The sequence below is a fragment of the Couchioplanes caeruleus genome (genome assembly GCF_023499255.1).
GTDB lineage: Bacteria > Actinomycetota > Actinomycetes > Mycobacteriales > Micromonosporaceae > Actinoplanes > Actinoplanes caeruleus_A.
Map to the genome: position 1 here is coordinate 1,158,210 of NZ_CP092183.1, position 16,550 is coordinate 1,174,759.

Annotated in this window: 17 protein-coding genes; 14 read left to right on the top strand and 3 right to left on the bottom strand. The window is 62.6% G+C overall.

The window, feature by feature from the left end:
* Positions 1-180 precede the first annotated feature (180 nt).
* A complete protein-coding gene (locus COUCH_RS05565; RefSeq protein ID WP_249611022.1) occupies positions 181-447 on the top strand; it encodes a hypothetical protein in 267 nt (88 codons plus the stop codon).
* Positions 448-502: 55 nt separating this feature from the next.
* Here COUCH_RS05565 and COUCH_RS05570 read toward each other — a convergent pair whose 3' ends face one another.
* Complete coding sequence (locus COUCH_RS05570; RefSeq protein ID WP_249611023.1) at positions 503-859, bottom strand: hypothetical protein; 357 nt, start codon at positions 857-859, stop codon at positions 503-505.
* A 217-nt stretch (positions 860-1,076) separates the two neighbouring features.
* Between COUCH_RS05570 and COUCH_RS05575 the strand changes: the two genes are divergently transcribed.
* Positions 1,077-1,742 (top strand): hypothetical protein, encoded by a 666-nt coding sequence (locus COUCH_RS05575; protein WP_249611024.1) that lies wholly within the window; start codon positions 1,077-1,079, stop codon positions 1,740-1,742.
* The gene (locus tag COUCH_RS05580; protein ID WP_249611025.1) at positions 1,739-2,230 is read left to right on the top strand and encodes a hypothetical protein; all 492 of its coding nucleotides are present in this window, start codon (positions 1,739-1,741) and stop codon (positions 2,228-2,230) included. Before COUCH_RS05575 ends, COUCH_RS05580 begins: the two co-directional genes overlap by 4 nt.
* A gap of 69 nt (positions 2,231-2,299) precedes the next feature.
* Here the strand turns inward: COUCH_RS05580 and COUCH_RS05585 are convergent, their stop codons facing one another.
* Positions 2,300-2,572: a hypothetical protein gene (locus COUCH_RS05585; RefSeq protein ID WP_249611026.1), complete on the bottom strand. Its 273-nt coding sequence runs from the start codon at positions 2,570-2,572 to the stop codon at positions 2,300-2,302.
* A 544-nt stretch (positions 2,573-3,116) separates the two neighbouring features.
* On the opposite strand from COUCH_RS05585, the gene COUCH_RS05590 reads away from it, so the two are divergent.
* The 3 genes from COUCH_RS05590 to COUCH_RS05600 all read left to right on the top strand — a co-directional run bounded on the left by COUCH_RS05590 (position 3,117) and on the right by COUCH_RS05600 (position 4,653).
* Positions 3,117-3,974 carry a helix-turn-helix domain-containing protein gene (locus tag COUCH_RS05590; protein WP_249613575.1) on the top strand — a complete coding sequence of 286 codons (858 nt, stop codon included), beginning with the start codon at positions 3,117-3,119 and terminating at the stop codon, positions 3,972-3,974.
* Between the two features lie 17 nt (positions 3,975-3,991).
* Positions 3,992-4,192, top strand: a complete 201-nt coding sequence (locus COUCH_RS05595) for a DUF397 domain-containing protein (RefSeq protein ID WP_249611027.1) — start codon at positions 3,992-3,994, stop codon at positions 4,190-4,192.
* 269 nt (positions 4,193-4,461) lie between these two features.
* Complete coding sequence (locus COUCH_RS05600) at positions 4,462-4,653, top strand: DUF397 domain-containing protein (protein ID WP_249611028.1); 192 nt, start codon at positions 4,462-4,464, stop codon at positions 4,651-4,653.
* A gap of 119 nt (positions 4,654-4,772) precedes the next feature.
* Here the strand turns inward: COUCH_RS05600 and COUCH_RS05605 are convergent, their stop codons facing one another.
* The gene (locus tag COUCH_RS05605; RefSeq protein ID WP_249611029.1) at positions 4,773-5,207 is read right to left on the bottom strand and encodes a nuclear transport factor 2 family protein; all 435 of its coding nucleotides are present in this window, start codon (positions 5,205-5,207) and stop codon (positions 4,773-4,775) included.
* A gap of 269 nt (positions 5,208-5,476) precedes the next feature.
* Between COUCH_RS05605 and COUCH_RS05610 the strand changes: the two genes are divergently transcribed.
* The 8 genes from COUCH_RS05610 (at position 5,477) to COUCH_RS05645 (ending at position 16,287) form a co-directional block, all read left to right on the top strand.
* Positions 5,477-6,529 carry a glycoside hydrolase family 26 protein gene (locus COUCH_RS05610; protein WP_249611030.1) on the top strand — a complete coding sequence of 351 codons (1,053 nt, stop codon included), beginning with the start codon at positions 5,477-5,479 and terminating at the stop codon, positions 6,527-6,529.
* Between the two features lie 135 nt (positions 6,530-6,664).
* A complete protein-coding gene (locus COUCH_RS05615) occupies positions 6,665-7,090 on the top strand; it encodes a hypothetical protein (RefSeq protein WP_249611031.1) in 426 nt (141 codons plus the stop codon).
* 421 nt (positions 7,091-7,511) lie between these two features.
* Positions 7,512-7,694, top strand: a complete 183-nt coding sequence (locus COUCH_RS05620; protein ID WP_249611032.1) for a hypothetical protein — start codon at positions 7,512-7,514, stop codon at positions 7,692-7,694.
* 19 nt (positions 7,695-7,713) lie between these two features.
* The gene (locus tag COUCH_RS39110) at positions 7,714-8,115 is read left to right on the top strand and encodes a Scr1 family TA system antitoxin-like transcriptional regulator (protein WP_430640963.1); all 402 of its coding nucleotides are present in this window, start codon (positions 7,714-7,716) and stop codon (positions 8,113-8,115) included.
* A 1,690-nt stretch (positions 8,116-9,805) separates the two neighbouring features.
* A protein-coding gene (locus tag COUCH_RS05630; protein WP_249611034.1) for an IS3 family transposase occupies positions 9,806-10,974 on the top strand; the annotation gives its coding sequence in 2 pieces (ribosomal slippage) (positions 9,806-10,078 and positions 10,081-10,974; 1,167 coding nt in all).
* A gap of 666 nt (positions 10,975-11,640) precedes the next feature.
* Positions 11,641-12,876, top strand: a complete 1,236-nt coding sequence (locus COUCH_RS05635; protein WP_275980067.1) for a nucleotide sugar dehydrogenase — start codon at positions 11,641-11,643, stop codon at positions 12,874-12,876.
* 41 nt (positions 12,877-12,917) lie between these two features.
* Positions 12,918-14,858 (top strand): alginate lyase family protein, encoded by a 1,941-nt coding sequence (locus tag COUCH_RS05640; protein WP_249611035.1) that lies wholly within the window; start codon positions 12,918-12,920, stop codon positions 14,856-14,858.
* A gap of 124 nt (positions 14,859-14,982) precedes the next feature.
* Positions 14,983-16,287, top strand: coding sequence for a glycosyltransferase family 2 protein (locus COUCH_RS05645; RefSeq protein ID WP_249613577.1), 1,305 nt, complete (start codon positions 14,983-14,985; stop codon positions 16,285-16,287).
* Positions 16,288-16,550: the final 263 nt, after the last annotated feature.

Here is a 16,550-nt window from a genome sequence, read left to right on the forward strand (position 1 = left end):
GACGAAGTCGTCCGCGCGGGGGTCGGCGTCCTATCCGAGCCGGGCCAGTTCTCGAAGGACCGTCCGCGCGCGAGGAGTCCAGAAAGCGGGACCTGCTCCGTTCTTCGGTGTTGAAGGAAACCGCGAGGGCTCGGTGCCTGCCCACCACCGGTCCGATGATGATCATCTATGCTGCGCGCCGTGATAACCGTCAAGTACGTACCCCGCTCCGGCAAGCCGCAGCCCTCCCGGGCCGGGCGCGCGGCCACCATCCTGTTCCTTGTCCTGGTCGTGCCCACCACGCTGCTGCTCGCCGTGGTCACCATGCTTCTGCTCGTCGGGCTGATGACGGATCCCGCCGGGTTCAAGGGCCAGATCCCGGCGATTGTGATCGGGCTGGTGATGTCGGTCGGTGGAGGAATACTCAGCTATCGCAGTGTGCGTCGCCTCGCGCGCGGCAGCGACTGATCAAGCTCGAGCCCTGCGTCCCCGCCGACCTCCTCGGTCACCCGGCGCTGTCGGATCAGGACTGGAGCGCGAAGAGCGCGACGGCACCCATCGCTAAGACGGCGGCGCTGCTCAGGGCGGCCAGGGTGCCGGCGAGCACCGACGACCGGATGCGGCGCAGAAACCCTGCGGCGGTCACCAGCGACAACATCATCGAGAAGAACAGGAAAGCGGTGCTCACCGCGAGGAGAAGGTCCGCGCCGTCCTTGGCGGTGAAGCAGAAGCCGCCGGCGTCGTCGCAGGAGGTGTCCTCCCGGTCGACGAGCGTGTTCAGCCAGGCGGCGGCGAAAGCTGTCACGTGCCAGAGGAAGGACGTGAGGACGGCGGTGCCGTACCGCGGGGACCGTTTGGTCGCCGACTCTTGGCCGAGCATGCGTCCTTCCTATCGCACGCACGCCAGGGCTTGGCGCGGCTGAGTGGCCGCCGTCGTGAATATGATCCGGACACCGGTGCACACCGAGGCCGGAATCGGTCGTGACCAGCGTCGATATCATCACATCAGCCCGAGTGGATTTGATCGATGTTGATTCCACGTGGCAGCCTCGCGGCTCCTGAAGAGATCATCTTCGAAGTCCGTGAACGGGGAATCCATGAACCGTAAGCTTCTGCGCGCCGCGCTGCCGGCGCTCGTCACCACGACCGCGTTGCTCATGGCGGCCGGGTCCGCCGCAGCCGCGCCGGGGGACACCCCGGCCCTGGCCCAGTCGGCGACGATCGTCCTGAACGACGGCACCGTGCTCGACAGCACCGGCTCGATCACGTTCAGCTTCGAGGGCGAGGCCGAGCCGGCGACCGCCGCGGACAGCGACGGTGGATTCCACACCATGAGCTGCCCCGAGGTCAACGACAAGCCGACCTACACCGTCAAGGGCACGCCGTACTTCCTCGAGGACAAGGACGAGCCCAAGTCGACGTGGCTGCTCCCGCGGCAGACCGTGTCCTGGGCGGTCACCGGCAGCCACACCTTCACCTGGGAGATCGGTGCCGGAGCCGAGGCCGAAGCGGGCGCTATCCTGGCGAAGGCCAAGGTCAAGGTCGATACCAAGATCAGCAACTCGTGGACGTGGTCGGGCACCCAGACGGTGACCGACACCAACTCCACCAGCAAGGCGTACCGCGCTGTTCTCGGGCAGGTCGGCTGGAAGCTGACCACCGTCAAGGAGTGGATCGCCGCTCCCTGCACCCCGAAGAAGAAGACCATCGTGATCAAGGCGCCGCGCAAGGGCGACATGTCGATCGGACGTCAGAAGTCGTGAAGCACGCCAAGCCCGCCGTCGCCGCGATGAGCGTGCTGGCCGTCCTCGCCACGGGCGCCTGCAGCGACGACGAACCGTCGCCCGCGCCGAGCCCCACCGTCGGCTCGACAGCCTCCGCGCCGGCCGCCGACGGATCAGACGCCGTCGCCGTCCTGGACCAGGCCTTCACCGGCATCGAAAAGCTGGGCGGCGGCTACGGCCGGCTGGAGCAGCGCCTGGGCAACACCCTCGCGGGTACGCCGAAAGGCGTGCTGAGCGTGACAGTCGCCTTCACCTGCACGGGCGGGGCCACGCTCTCCCTCACCGCGACCGTCGAGAGCAGGGACGTCGCGTCCACGGCCGGCGAGCACAGCTGTGACGGATCGATCATCCAGAACAGTGTCGAGCTCCAGCGGCCCAGCGCCGTCGGCTTCACCGCCGGGGTCAAGGGCCAGACCAACGGCAGCTTCGCGTACGCGTACTACGTCGAGAAGAAGCAGCTGAGCTGAGCGCGCTCGCCGGGTGCTCGAACCTGGCGAGCGCGCGTTCAGAGACCTGCGCTCCCGCTTAGCGCGGCCTCAGCGGCTCGAGTCCCGGCGGACGTCGTCGGCACCGACGCTCGGACGAGGAAGCCAGCCCATGAAGCGAGTCCAAAGATCCGCCGGAGTGCCGTCGAGCTGCGTGGCAGCGTCCGCGAAGGCCAGGGCGTAGAACTGCGCCATGTACGCGGCGAACGAGGTGGGGAAGCGTTCGAAATCCCGGGAAAGCTCGGCCTTCGCGGTCGGGCACGGCCACGGGAAGCCGCAGGCATCACAGTGCCACTTCGGGCGTACGGGCTCGTGGGCGCTCACTCGGACGTCACCGATCGAGGCGAGCTGGGGAAACGGGCGGCCGGGGATCGATACGGCATCGCTGCGAGGTGGGTCCGGGAGTGCGGGGGCATCAGCGGTGGGGTCCCTGGGCGGCTCGCCACGCTTGGGCTGGGGTGAGGGTGCCAGCCCGGCCTAATTGGTCCAGCTGAGTGGTGGGGTCGTTCCAGGCGGGGCTAGGGGTGGGGGAGCCGTCCGGGATCGGAGTGTCGGGCGGCCAGAGGTAGCGGTCCGGGCAGGGCCAGCGCAGGCCGCAGGTGCAGCGGCGTAACGCGAAGAGGCGGAAGCGGCGCCGGGGCAGGTGCTTCATTGCGACCTCGATTCCCGAAGGTGGACCGGCGGCACGGACGACCGTGCCGTCAGCGCGCACAGCTACGACAGCGTGACGGTCAGGCGACTAGAATGCACGAGCCCACTTAGCTGATGCAAGGTATGCATACGATTGGATTGCCTTGGTAGACCCGGGCGGACGCCTGGGCTCGTCGTGGCGCGAGACTGTGAGGACGGAGCGAGGGGAATGGACGAGATGGCGGCACGCAGGCAGCCTCCGACCGCTCGGCTACGGCGGCTCGCCGCCGAGCTGAAGCGGCTCCGAGCCGCGTCCGAACACACTCGCGAGTCCGTCGAGGCCAAGACCGGGATCAACACGGCGACCCTCTACCGGATCGAGACGGCGCGGGTCCGTCCGCAGAAGCGGACCCTGCTCGCGCTGCTGGACCTGTATGGCGTGAAGGAGCCGGCTGAGCGGGACAAGCTGGCCGACCTGACCAGGGATTCGACGCAGCTGGACTGGCTGCAGCTGTACGAGCCGGAGCTGCCCGAGGGCTACCAGACGTACATCAGCTTCGAAGCCGAGGCCTCGCGGCTGCAGAACTACGAGAGCCTCTACGTGCCTGGGCTGCTCCAGACAGAGGCTTACGCGCGAGCAGTCATCCGTGGCGTCCTGCCGACCGAAACCGACGAGGGCGTTGGGCAGCGCGTCGAAGTCCGGATGCGGCGTCAGGGCATCCTCGCGAAACAAGACCCGGTCACGCTATGGGCCGTCGTGGACGAGGCGGCTCTGCGTCGTGTCGTCGGCGGTGTGGACGTGATGAAGGAGCAACTCGACCACCTGGTCACCCAGGCGAAGCTGCCGACCATCACGCTGCAGGTCCTGCCGTACAACGCCGGTGCACATCCCGGGATGGCCGGGTCGTTCCTCGTCATGGAGTTCCCTGACGAAGATCCGGCGCTCGTCTACGCGGAGAGCGCGGGTGGGGGCTTGTTCCTCGAGTCGAACGCGGATGTCGCGCGGTACCGTGCGACGTTCCAACACCTTGTGGCCCAAGCGCTCAGCCCGGCAGAGACCATGAGGTTCATAAAAGCTGCGGCTGACGCCCGATGAAGGAAGGGGACAGGGAGATGGACCTGACCCACGCAGAGTGGAAGAAGAGTAACCGTAGTGGCGGCAACGGCAACTGCGTCGAGGTAGCGCTCAACCTGCCGGATGTCGTGGCCGTTCGCGACACCAAAGACCGTGACGGAGCCGTGCTCGCGTTCCGCTCGAAGGAATGGCAGGCCTTCATCGCGGGCGTCAAGAGCAACGAGTTCGACCCTGAGTAGAGGTACGCCATCGGTGGTGAGTGCGAGGCTGCTCGTCGTCACGACTCCGCGTCCACGTGGCTTGCCGTTGAATAAGTCGAGGGAGTGGCAGCCACCTCGTCCAATATCGACAACGGGATTCGCATCAAGCGCGAGAGCTCTCACCGACGGTGGCTTCACTTCGTCGCCTTGCCTGCCGTGTGCCTCTTCGAGTGCTCTGGCGATCAGTCGTCCCGACTTCGTAGGTTGAGGTTCCGTCGGGTCATCGATTCCACAGAAGGGTCACCGCCATGGATCAGCGGAGATGGCGCAAGAGCACCCGCAGTGGTGCCAACGGCAGCTGCGTTGAGGTGGCGACCAACTTGGCCGACGGGGTAGCCGTGCGGGATACCAAGAACCGTGCGGGCGGCGTTCTGGTCTTCCCGCGGGCCGAGTGGGCCGCCTTCATTGAGGCAGCCAAGAGCGGCGCCTTCAACCTGTAGCGGCCCATTCAGCCACTGGTGCCCTCGGCGTGCATGACAGGTTCCGTTCGTGAAAGGTGCGTGGTTGACAGCTCCGGCTGCGCCCTAAACCTGGCCGGGCCGTATCTGCGCACGCGCCGTCAGAACGTGATGGGCAGTTGGGGGCCGCCTCCGGGCTCGCGGCGCGGCGAGACCTTTCGATGGCGGATGCGCCATCCGTGAGGTGTGCGCACAAGCTGATCCTCGTAGACGAAGCTGGCAACCGAGCCGTCCACATTCACGGTCAAGCCCTTCGACCATGACCGGGCTCCCTCGCCGTCCTCGCGAACCACGACGTTGGTGGCATGCATGCCGAGGACGTTCCCGGGCCCGCGGCGGCGCGCGACCGCGATGTACATCGCGAGCCGTGACTCGTGCTCATCGTGAGGGTGCACTGGCGCAAGGCCGAGATCGCTCGTGTCGACCACGAGATCAGGCGTGAACACCAAGTCGAATCGCTCGTAGGCGGCAGCATCACACAGGTGACCGTGCAGTGCGATGACTTCCTGGATCTCCAAACGGTCGTCGGCGGTCAAGTGCACTAGGAACTCCTTATGCGTCGCGGGATGCGGCGGTCGACGCTAGCACCGCTTGGCGCCCACGACCGTCGCAAGCAATTGACGCCCGATCGAGCTCTTCTCAAGTGAGCCGGCTCGTGGTCGATTCCAGGCACACCGGTCTGGGGTCGATTCGAAGGCAACCTTGTAGCACCTGAGCGGGCACCGGACGTGCTCTGCGCCTCCGCGAATCTTCTTCGTATGCCCGGCCGACAACGCGGCCGGACAGACTCGGGGGAGATCAGATCTTGCGTCGCTCGGCCATCACGAAGACCGTCCTGTCGCTGACCGCTCTGCTCGCTGGTGCGGGCGCCGCCCTCACCGGCGCGACCGCCGCGCAGGCTGCGCCGGCTGCCGCTCCCGCCGGGTGCGTCACCGACGCCCAGCTGGTGCCCTCCTGTGGCGTGCTGTGGGGTGCCGCCGCGGGCGGTTTCACCAGCGCGCCGCGTGATGCTGCGCTCAAGGATTGGGAGAAGCTCAGCGGTCGTACGGCGAGCATTTTCCACACGTATCACAAGGGTGACGAGCCGTTCCCGACCCGCTCGGAGATGGCGATGGCCCGCGATGCGGCTCACCCGCGGGTGCTGCTGATGAACTGGAAGATCGCGTACGGTTCGAGCTGGGCGAAGGTGGCCCGGGGTGAGCAGGACGCGCGTATCGACCGTTTCGCGGCCCGGGTGAAGGCCTCGTTCCCGGAGAAGTTCTTCCTGGTGCTCAACCACGAGCCGGAGAACGATGTGAATCCGCGGGCCGGTTCGGGCTGGGAGGCGAAGGACTTCGCGGCGATGTACCGGCACACGATCGAGCGGCTGCGCGCCAAGGGTGTGACGAACGCGATCAACGTGATGGCGTACATGGGTAATGAGAAGTGGATGGCGCAGTCGTGGTGGAAGGACCTGTACCCGGGTGACGATGTCGTGGACTGGATGGGTCTGGACTCGTACGTGTCGGCGGAGAAGGGTTACTACCACTACGGGATGTTCGCCGACCTGCTCGACCGCAAGCCGGCCAACGGCCTGAACTTCTACGACTGGGCGACGCTCAAGCACGCGAGCAAGCCGCTGATGGTTGCTGAGTGGGGCGTGTACCACCGCGTGGGCAAGACGACCGATAAGACCGCGGGGTTCAAGAGCGTCCTGCCCGAGCTGAGCAAGCGTCCGAACATCAAGGCGATCGTGTACTTCGACACCTCGCACGACGACCAGGGCGACCGCGACATCAGCATCGACAGCACGAAGGCCAACCTGGCCGCGTTCCGCACGCTGGCCGCCAACCCGATCTTCAACGTCACGCTGCGCTGATTCCCCGCATCGACGACCGAGCCGCCCGGCAGACACCTGCCGGGCGGCTCGTTGTTTGCACCCCCCAGAGGTGTGCGAAACGGACTTAGTGGGCAGAATGTCCTCGTCCGATTTCAGTGCTGAGAGGGAGTCTTCATGCCCATCAACGCGAACCGACTGCGCCGCCGGATGCTGGCTGGGGTGGGCGCCGTCATCGCGGCCAGCTCGATGATGCTCGCCGGCGTGTCCGCCCCGGCGTACGCGGCCAACCCCTACACCGCCAAGGGCGTCTGCGGCAGCGGCTACAACGTCCAGCGCTCGCACAAGCTGCCCGGAGCGACGGCCTACCAGCTCTACAACGGCACGACGACCTGTGTCGTGACCCTCAAGACCACGTCGCTGGGCAAGGCCACGAAGGTGACCGCCGGGCTGCAGGTCAAGGGCGGCTCGTGGGCGTACGACACGGGCGCGTACACGTACTACGCCGGCCCGGTGAAGCAGCGGAGCAAGGGCAAGTGCGTCCGCTACTTCGGCTACTCGAAGAGCTCCAACTTCACCAGCACGTGGGCCAATTGCGGCTGACCGCAGGCCCCTGCGGCGTCGGGCGCCTTTCCGGTGTCTCCGGCTGCGGAAAGATGGAGCCGCCCGGCACGTGTCTGCCGGGCGGCTCTTCGCTTCGTATACATCTAGTGCTGGGCACGCAATGACGTGGGTCGTCACGGGCTAGTCGTTCGGACTGCCCGTATGGACGGCAACCTACTTGACTAGGACATAGCCCTTAGGAGAATGCGGGCCAGGTTGCTCAGCCGTCGGTGCAAGCTAACCTTGCGCCGACGTATGGTGCGGCAGTGATGACCGTGCTGCCGGCCAGCGCCGGCGCTCCCTAGGCCCGCGGCGGCTTGCCAGGCGCCGTTCGGCTGCGACTCGCCGCGCGGTCGAAGCCAAGACCGGCATCAACGGCGACCCTGTACCGGATCGGGACGGCCCCGGGTCCGTCCGCAGAATGACCTTGCTTCCGCTGCTGGACCTGTATGGGGTGAAGGAGCTGGCTGAGCAGGACGAGTTGGCCGATGTGACCAGGAATTTGACGCGGCTGGACTGGGTGCCCCTGTACGAGCCGGAGCTGCCCGAGGGCCATCATTCGTGCATCAGCTTCGCCGCTGAGGCGTCACGGCTGAAGAACTAGAAAGCCTTTGAGCGCCGGGTTGCTGCAGACGGAGGCCTTCGCGCAGGCAATCATCCAGGCGTCCTGCGCACTGAGACGGGTGAAGGAGTTGAGCAGCGCGTCGAGGCCCGGATGCGACGCAAAGGCTTTCCGCGCGAAGCAGGATCCGGTGGCGCGCTGTGGGTATCCGAACGAGGCGGCGAACCGTTGCACCGTTGGCCGTGCGGACGGGATGCAAGAGCTGCTGGGTCACCATGTCCCCCAAGCGAAGCTGCCGACGATGGCACTGCAGATCCTGCCATATGGGGAAGACGCCCATCCTGGGATGGCGGGAGCGTTCCTGGGCATGACTCCCCAACGAAATCCGCCGCTCGTCTACGCGAAAGCTCGGGCGGGGGCTTGTCCCTCGAGTGTCGCCCGGGGAGTAAATGCCCTTCATTGAAGGAGTGGAATCGGGCTATTCGACCAATAGAACGGGCTCAACCGGAACAGGGGAACTAGCTGGTCGGCGCGAATAGGAGCGCGGGGAATAGCCGCTCGAAATCCATGATGTGTGAGCCTGCGCCTGATCAACGCGCCGGCACAGAGGAGCGGCTCGGCCGCTGAGGTGCCGAGTGGTTGCAAGTGGCATGCCGATCAGTAGCAGGAGCCCACCAAGCTAAGCAGTCGACAGGCGACCCCGATGTTGGAGGACGAGTAAGCGTCGCGCCAACAAGGGGAGTCAAGTGCGTCCGGTCAACCGAGTCCTTAGCGCCATCTGCGGCATTCTCGTCGCCGTAGGATCTCCCCAGGTAGCTTCGGCGGCGACCGAAGGTGAATCGTCGACGCAATTGGTACGTCTAGGAATGAAAAGTTCGTGTTGGAGCGTCACTGGAGCGAAAGCATCCGTCGCCACCGCGGACGCCTCTACCACGCTTGCGGTAGCCGCTCAAGCAACCTCCTCGTCCCAGCTTCTCGAAGTCAGCGCTGGTACAACATCGGAGTGCACGGCACCGGTTTCGCCAGGTCACCGTTATACAGTCGCCTCATCATATAGTTCGACGGCTTGGCTGCATCCCGTGTTGTATATCTATTCCGCTGGCACCGGTTGGAAAAACTGGTGGAGCGACGGCTACGTGTCTCCCGCCAAGAACCAGGACAGGTTCGCTCTGACGACCCCTCCGGTGCCCCCTAAGGTCACAAGCCTCGCCCTTCGATTTTTGGGACAAGGCAGCATCAAAGTTTCTCTCGAGAAGCCTACCGTTCAAGACTTAGGGAGCGTCGAGGTCATCGGTATGCCCGGTGAACTCAAGATTTCGACGTCGTTTGACACGTCCAAACGGCTCGTCACCAACGAATACGCATACTGGAACTCGAGCCGCACGGACGCAATAAGTAGCCCGACTTGGGAGATGACGAGCGGTTCCCTATATTCTTCATCTGGGAGTGGGTACACCGGCCCAATCAACGCCGGAAGCCCCGGACCTCAGTCGCTGAGGTACACCAACTCGGCGGTCTTTCGCTTGAATACGCGCGACTATGGTTTTGGTGACGTCGCGGTAGGTTTCCAGCTTAACGTCGCCGACCTTACTTCTACCGCCAAGACGCCAGCGGTCGCCTGGGACGGGGTTCATATTTGGCTTCGGTACCAATCGCAATACAGTCTCTACTACGCGAGCGTGGCTCGACGCGACGGACGGGTAGTAATCAAGAAAAAGTGCCCCGGCGGACCTAGCAACGACGGTACCTACTACGAACTCAGCAACGAGTTTGCGGGATATCCAATCGCATTGAATGATTGGACCAAGGTAGCCGCCTCAGTACGCAACAACCCCGACGGTACGGTTACAATCACCATGACGAGAAACGATGAGGCCCTACTGAGTGCTACTGACTCCGGTATCGGCTGCCCGGCTATTGTATCTCCAGGCGCCGTCGGAATCCGTGGCGACAACGCCAGGTTTAGGTTCAAAAAGTTCACGGTTGCTTCGTCATAAACATGGCGGATAGTAGCGGTCGATCACGAAAGTGATCGACCGCTACTTTGCGTTAAGTGAAGCATCGTTCTATGCGAGAAGCGGATGTGGGTCTGCTGCACCGATAGGTGACATCTGAGATGGCTTGCCCTGACGGCGGGCTGGAAGGATGTTGCTGTGCCCAAGCCCTACCCGCGAGAGTTCCGCGATGATGTTGTGCGGGTCGCTCGCGATCGTGAGCCCGGTGTGACGGTCGAGCAGATCGCCAAGGACTTCGGGGTCCACCCGATGACGCTGTTCAAATGGCTGCGCCAGGCCGATATCGACGCCGGCGCCGAGTCTGGCGTCGGCCGCGGTGATTCCGCAGAGCTGCGCGAAGCCCGCAAGCGGATCAAGTTGCTCGAGCAGGAGAACGAAGTTCTGCGCCGGGCCGCGGCGTATCTGTCGCAGGCGAACCTGCGGGGAAAAAGCTCTACCCGCTCGTGAACGAGCTCGCCGCCGACGGCATCCCCGTCGCGGTGACGTGCCGGGTCCTGAACATCGCTCGACAGCCCTACTACCGGTGGCTTGCCCGCCCGGTGACCGACGCCGAGCTGGCCGAGGCCTACCGGGCGGACGCATTGTTCGACGCCCACCGCGACGACCCGGAGTTCGGCTACCGGTTCCTGGCCGACGAGGCCCGCGCCGCCGGCCGCCCGATGACCGAGCGCACTGCATGGAAGATCTGCTCCGGCATGGGCTGGTGGAGCACGTTCGCCCGCAAACGGCGACGGGGCAGGGGCGGCAGGCCAGGTCCGCCGGTCCACGACGACCTGGTCAAGCGTGACTTCACCGCAGGCGGCCCGAACCGGTTGTGGCTGGCCGACATCACCGAACACCGCACCGGCGAGGGCAAGCTCTACCTGTGCGCGATCAAGGACGTGTGGTCCAACCGGATCGTCGGCTGCTCCATCGATTCCCGGATGAAGTCACGGCTGGCCGTCAACGCCCTGCACAACGCCGTCGCCCGTCGTGGTGACGTGGCGGGCTGCGTGCTGCACACCGATCGCGGGTCGCAGTTTCGCAGTCGTAAGTTCGTCCGGGCCCTGAACCAGCACCGGATACTCGGATCGATGGGTCGAGTCGGTGCCGCCGGCGACAACGCCGCCATGGAATCGTTCTTCGGTTTGCTGCAGAACAATGTCCTCGACCGCCGGGCCTGGAGCATCCGGCAGCAGTTACGAACCGCGATGGTGACCTGGATTGAACGGACCTACCACCGCAGGAGGCGCCAACGAGGCTTGTTCCGGTTGACCCCTATCGAGTACGAGACCATCATGACTCCACCGGCCAGTCAGGCCGCGTGACTTGACCTGTCACCTATCGGTGCAGCAGACCCAATGCTTTGTCAACGTATTCAGTGCTGGGATGGCGCATATCGCGAGTCAGACTCGCATGTTGCGACGGGCGTCGAGCGAGCCTCTTCGGTGTCGCCCCAACGGGGTAATCTGTACCGGCAGATCCTTTAGCTGACCATGCCTGCAATTATCCCCCGTTGCCCGATCGCTGACACCAGCCTCGACGGCGGACCATTCGTTGACTATCCGTGCGGTTGGATGCCGTGCAATCGTGGAGTAGTCGACGCGGACCGTCTCCGGCAAGACGTCTTGGAGGCTGAACATGCGGAGCCAGCGTAACTGCTAGCTCGATGGCTCGTTGTGACTACGGCCGCCTTGCTCGCCGGCGCGCAGATGGCCTCGGGCTCCATCGAGCTGGCGACGCCGTTCTGCCGAATCTGGCGCATGGCACAAGCGAGCAACGCGGCATACGGAAGGGTGTCATCGCGCCCACGGCTGCGTGCTCAAGCTCACTGATCAGGTCTTTCTCAACACTCGGAGTTGAAGTTGTCATCCGCAAACGTCCAGGAAGCTCCTTTCGGTGCGCCGCGCCAGGCAGGCGTCACCGGGTCAGCCACGACCGAGGCTGTCGAGCTTCGAACGTCGAAGCGAAACTTTCGTTACGACGTAGCAGTAGTGGGTATGGGATACGTTGGTTTACCTACTGCGCTGCAGCTCCATTCGTCCGGCAGACGGGTTCTGGGCGTGGACATCAGCACTCGACGCCTAGACGCGATCAATTCCGAAGACGTGGACCTCATCCCCCGGGATCGGGTGCGCCTCAAGGAGGCTTTGAACGACCCTTGGGCCTTTGTCATGAGTAGCGCAGCTGAAAGTATCGCGGATGCCGCCGCGATCCTAATTTGCGTGCCGACCCCTGTGAACGAGCACCTTCTGCCGGACCTAAATGCACTTGTGCTTGCATGTCAATCAGTCGTCAAGGTCGCAAGTAAATCTCAAACTTTGATCCTGACCTCGACGACATACGTCGGCTGTACGAACGACCTCTTACTCAAGCCCCTTGCTGATCGAGGGCTCACGGTCGGCCGTGACATCTTTGTCGCCTTCGCTCCCGAGCGAATCAACCCTGGAGATAGCAAGATCCACCACAATGACGTTCCGCGGGTCGTCGGTGGGGCTACGCCTGCGTGCATGAGCAACGCTGTCGAGGTACTCGCCGACTGCTCAAAGTTGCTGCACCCGGTAAGTTCTCTAGAGGCTGCCGAGATGACCAAGTTGTTCGAGAATACGTTTCGTGCGGTGAATATCTCTCTTGCGAACGAGTTCGCCGATATCAGCGGTCACCTCGACCTGGACATTAATGAAGTCATCGACGCGGCCGCGACGAAGCCTTACGGCTTCATGCCGTTTCGTCCGGGGCCAGGTATCGGCGGACACTGTATCCCGTGTGATCCGCACTATCTCCTCTGGCAGCTGCGCGCTGAACGCGTCACCGCTCCAATGATCGAGACCGCGATGGCGCTGGTGGCAAGTCGGCCATCGCGAGTTGTGGAACGAGCAGCCCAAGTGCTGGCGACACAGGGAAAGACCCTCGCGGGGGCGTCCGTCTTAATTGTAGGAGTTGCCTACAAGCCGGGCGTCGCTGATGTCCGCGAGTCACCCGCGCTTGAAATCTTCAGCCGTCTTCACAACAGTGGCGCAGCTGTGGCTTTCACAGACTGCATGATCGACCGAATCGACGTTCACGGAACAATGGTTGACGTTCTCCGTGACCCACGGGAGGCGAAGTGGGACCTGGTTGTCGTGCACACGATCCATTCCGATGAGGACGTCTCGTGGTTGACCGATGATGTCCCCGTATTGGACACCACGTACCGGCTTTCACGTGAGTCGCGTCGGTACACCCTCTAAGCGTTAGCTGACAGATTAGCTACGAAGCAGAGGTGTGGGAGATGATTCAAATCGGCTATCGCGCCGTGTTGGCGTCCTTGACTTCCGTGGTACTACTGACGGCGACCGGATGCGATCAATCCTCGCCGCCCGATCTGGCGACGGCGGTGCGGAAGCCGGCGGCAAGCAAGGCGAACCAAGTTTCGCCAGCGTTGCCATCTGGGCGCGAAAGCATTTACTCACTCGTAAACGTGGGTAGCATCGAGGACGCCGATGCATTACTGCGTAACGTCTGGAAGGTACCTCGCTTTAAGGATTTGAAGCTACCGAACGGTCCCGCCTGGACGGAAGATCCTTACGGCGAGAAGTACTGGCGATTCTATTTTTACTCCTTACGTCCTACTGCCTGCCTACTTTGGGCCTACTTCACGACTGGCCGCACCGCCTATCTTGACAAGCTTATCGAGATTCTCCGCAGTTACGTAGCGTATGATTCCGAGGACCACAAGCCCGATCGCGATGGCATGGACGACCCTCACGCCATGGCATTTCGCGCAATGGTTCTCGTCAACACCTTCTGGAAGCTCAAACGCTCGGGCGTTCTGCCCGAAGACCTCGAGAAAAAAATGCTGAGGTCTGTTGAGCGGATCGCCATAGAGCTTAAGTCGCCTACCAACTTCCAGGGAGGCTACAACCACGGGTTTACCGAAGCGCTGGCATTACTGTTGATCAGCGTCAACTTCCCGGATTCCCGTAGTTCTGCTGAGTACGGAAGTCTCGCTCGTGGACGCATCGAAGACCTAATCCGCTACGCTATCGACCCAGATGGTGTCGAAAACGAGAAGTCGCCTTTCTACCACTTTTACGTCTTCGACTTCATGGTGCAGACTGAGCAGTGGGCGAAGGCGAACCGCGTCGATTTGCCAAAGGATTTCAGCTCGAGACTTCGCCAGATGATCCGCTACTCGACCGAGGTGATCTGGCCCGACGGAAGCCTGCCCTTGCTGGGCTCTTCTGTGGAGGCCAGGCCGGCCGGATCACGCACACTCTACGAGCAGCTAATAAAGCGCTTTCCGGACTTCGCCTTCGCCGTCACGGCCGGTCAGATTGGGACAGCGCCGACCGAAACCGCGACACTATTCCCTGCTTCCGGCCAAGCGATCCTACGTAGTCCCGCCACATCGGCAAAACCGTACAGCGACAATAGCCAAATTCTTATGGACGTGGGTCCGCCGACGTCGCCTCACGCCCATGACGAGCCGTTGGCGATTTTGTATTACTCGCACGGACGAGAACTGCTGGTCGACTCCGGGCTAGATACGTACTCTTCAGGAGAAGCTTACAACTACTTTCACGGAATCACTGCTCATAATACGGTGACGGCCGACAGGCCGACGAAAAGCGGCGGTTGGGTGAAAGCGGGTCTGACGGTCGCGAAGGATGGCTGGTCGTACCAGTCGGGCGTCGCGTCGGTTTATCAAGGTGTAACACATCGTCGGTCCGTCTTGCTGCTTGATCGAGACATCGTACTTGTCTTCGATGACCTTGTTGGCCACCAAGCCCGGAACTACGAACAACTGTGGCATCTGTTTCCGGGTGCACGGGTGCTTGAAAACCCGGTCAAAACGCGAGTGCTTGACGAATACGACAATCCGGCGTTAACCGTCCAGCAGTCCGATGTCGGGCGGACTGCTGGAGTTCGTCGGTACCGAGGGGAAATGTCACCCATGCAGGGGTGGTACTCGGCCGAGTACGGGAAGGCCGAGCCGAATAATGTCGTCGGCTTCAGCCGGCATGGGCGTCATGTGCAGTTCGTGACCGTCCTGACGTCTGGCCGCTACGCCAGCGCTGACACAGTAGTCCGATCTATAACGACGCCTACCGGAGTCCAAGCCACCTTATGCGTGAACAAGGTCGCAGCGACGGCTGTCATCGAAAACCAGGCCCGCACCGGCGAGCGTGTGTCGGTCGCCAGAAGTGGGGTCTGCGGCGATGGTAACTAGAACCGGTCACGCGCCTCAACAGAACCGAGGCCTGGAAGACAGCTCCACCGTCCCTCTGCCGCAGATTCCTACACGGCGGAGTACGCCGATTCCGGCTGAATCGAAGCTGCACTCTGTGCGCAGAATGGTGGCGCTTCTGGCTCTTCTTCCCTTGACAGTTATTCTCGCCGTTAAGGCGGCGAGTCTAGGAAGTCAAGTTCTCGTCAATGTCTATGGCATTGGTGTCCTCAGCGGGACCATCGTGCTGATGTATATTTCGTTCGGCAACTATAGGGATCCGTCCCTGGACGCCAATGAGCTTCGCGAGAAGCCGCTTGTCACTTGCCTCTTGGCGGTCAAAGACGATATCGATGTAATCGAGCAAACTGTCAGATCGCTACTTGCCCAAACCTACGGCAACTGCGAAGTGATCGTCGCTGACGATATGTCAACAGACGGTACCCGGGAATTGCTGGGCAAGCTCTCTTTGACTCTGCCGTTCAGGTTTATCGCACTTGACAAGAATGTCGGGAAGAAGCGGGCCCTTGTTGCGGCTGCGGCCGAGGCTAGAGGGTCCTACTTCGTCTTCACAGACTCCGACTGCATCCTTGAAAGCGATGCGGTCGAGAGATGCATGCTTGCTTTCCAAGCTCATCCCGGGATCGGCGCCATTAGTGGACACGCGCGGGCATTGAACCGCGACAAAAACTTGCTCACCAAAGTCCAAGACGTTTGGTACGACGGTCAATTCAACGTCTCAAAGGCCGCTGAGTCAGTACTTCGCTCCGTTACTTGCGTGTCAGGTCCACTAGCCGCCTTCCGCCGTGAGGCCATCTACAATTACCTGCCGGCCTGGGCGGGAGACAGTTTCCTTGGACGCGAGTTCCGGTTCGCCACCGACCGGCAACTGACCGGCTATGTGTTAGGTCAGTACTGGATCGGGCGCAAGTTGAAGCGCCAATATGCACGCTCCCCGTTCGTGGTCGATGTCGACTACCCAGAGCGAAAGTGGGGCGTAGCCTATGTGCGCTCAGCGAAGGCATGGACTAACGTGCCTGAAACTTTCCGCAGCGTGATCAAGCAGCAGGTTCGCTGGAAGAAGAGCTTCTTCCGAAATCTCTTCTTTACCGGGAGCTTCTACTGGCGTCGAGGAATCGTAGCGGCTGCCTTGTTCTACAGTCATGCACTTTGGGTTCTCGTGGCGCCCGTACTGGCCTTCAGGCATCTTCTGTGGCTGCCGCTACACGGCCAAGTTCTCCTGACCGGGCTGTACCTCGGAGGTGTACTTCTGAAGGGCTCTATTTGGGGACTCGCGTATAGGGCACAGAACAAGGGCGACGGCCGATGGGTTTATCGGCCTTTGATGAGTGCCTTTTCTGCCGTGATTCTTTCTTGGTTGCTGGTCTACTCGCTGTTGACCCTACGAAAGAGTGTTTGGGCTCGAGGATGAAAAAACGAGGAATCCCCGGCCGCCCCGTACAGGCGCTTGCGGCCGCCGTTGTGGTGATGCTTTACCTACTAGTCGTCACGCGTGGCCAGCCGATGGACTGGTTGCCGTGAGTCGAGGCTCCGTCGGTGTATCTTGGCTCGTTCGTGCCGGAACGGCAGCCGTTACGGCCGCTGTTCTTGCACTGCCAACCTTGACTTATATCTATGTTAAGCAGCGAGTACAGTTGGGCGCACAAGGTTCGCCACCGCATGTCGGGACGCTGT

Bases quoted from the DNA above. Each gene is read 5' to 3' on its own strand.
- COUCH_RS05570 (WP_249611023.1), bottom strand. From the start codon at position 859: ATGCTCGGCCAAGAGTCGGCGACCAAACGGTCCCCGCGGTACGGCACC.
- COUCH_RS05575 (WP_249611024.1), top strand. From the start codon at position 1,077: ATGAACCGTAAGCTTCTGCGCGCCGCGCTGCCGGCGCTCGTCACCACG.
- COUCH_RS05590 (WP_249613575.1), top strand. From the start codon at position 3,117: ATGGCGGCACGCAGGCAGCCTCCGACCGCTCGGCTACGGCGGCTCGCC.
- COUCH_RS05595 (WP_249611027.1), top strand. From the start codon at position 3,992: ATGGACCTGACCCACGCAGAGTGGAAGAAGAGTAACCGTAGTGGCGGC.
- COUCH_RS05600 (WP_249611028.1), top strand. From the start codon at position 4,462: ATGGATCAGCGGAGATGGCGCAAGAGCACCCGCAGTGGTGCCAACGGC.
- COUCH_RS05615 (WP_249611031.1), top strand. From the start codon at position 6,665: ATGCCCATCAACGCGAACCGACTGCGCCGCCGGATGCTGGCTGGGGTG.
- COUCH_RS05620 (WP_249611032.1), top strand. From the start codon at position 7,512: ATGACCTTGCTTCCGCTGCTGGACCTGTATGGGGTGAAGGAGCTGGCT.
- COUCH_RS05640 (WP_249611035.1), top strand. From the start codon at position 12,918: ATGATTCAAATCGGCTATCGCGCCGTGTTGGCGTCCTTGACTTCCGTG.
- COUCH_RS05645 (WP_249613577.1), top strand. From the start codon at position 14,983: ATGGTGGCGCTTCTGGCTCTTCTTCCCTTGACAGTTATTCTCGCCGTT.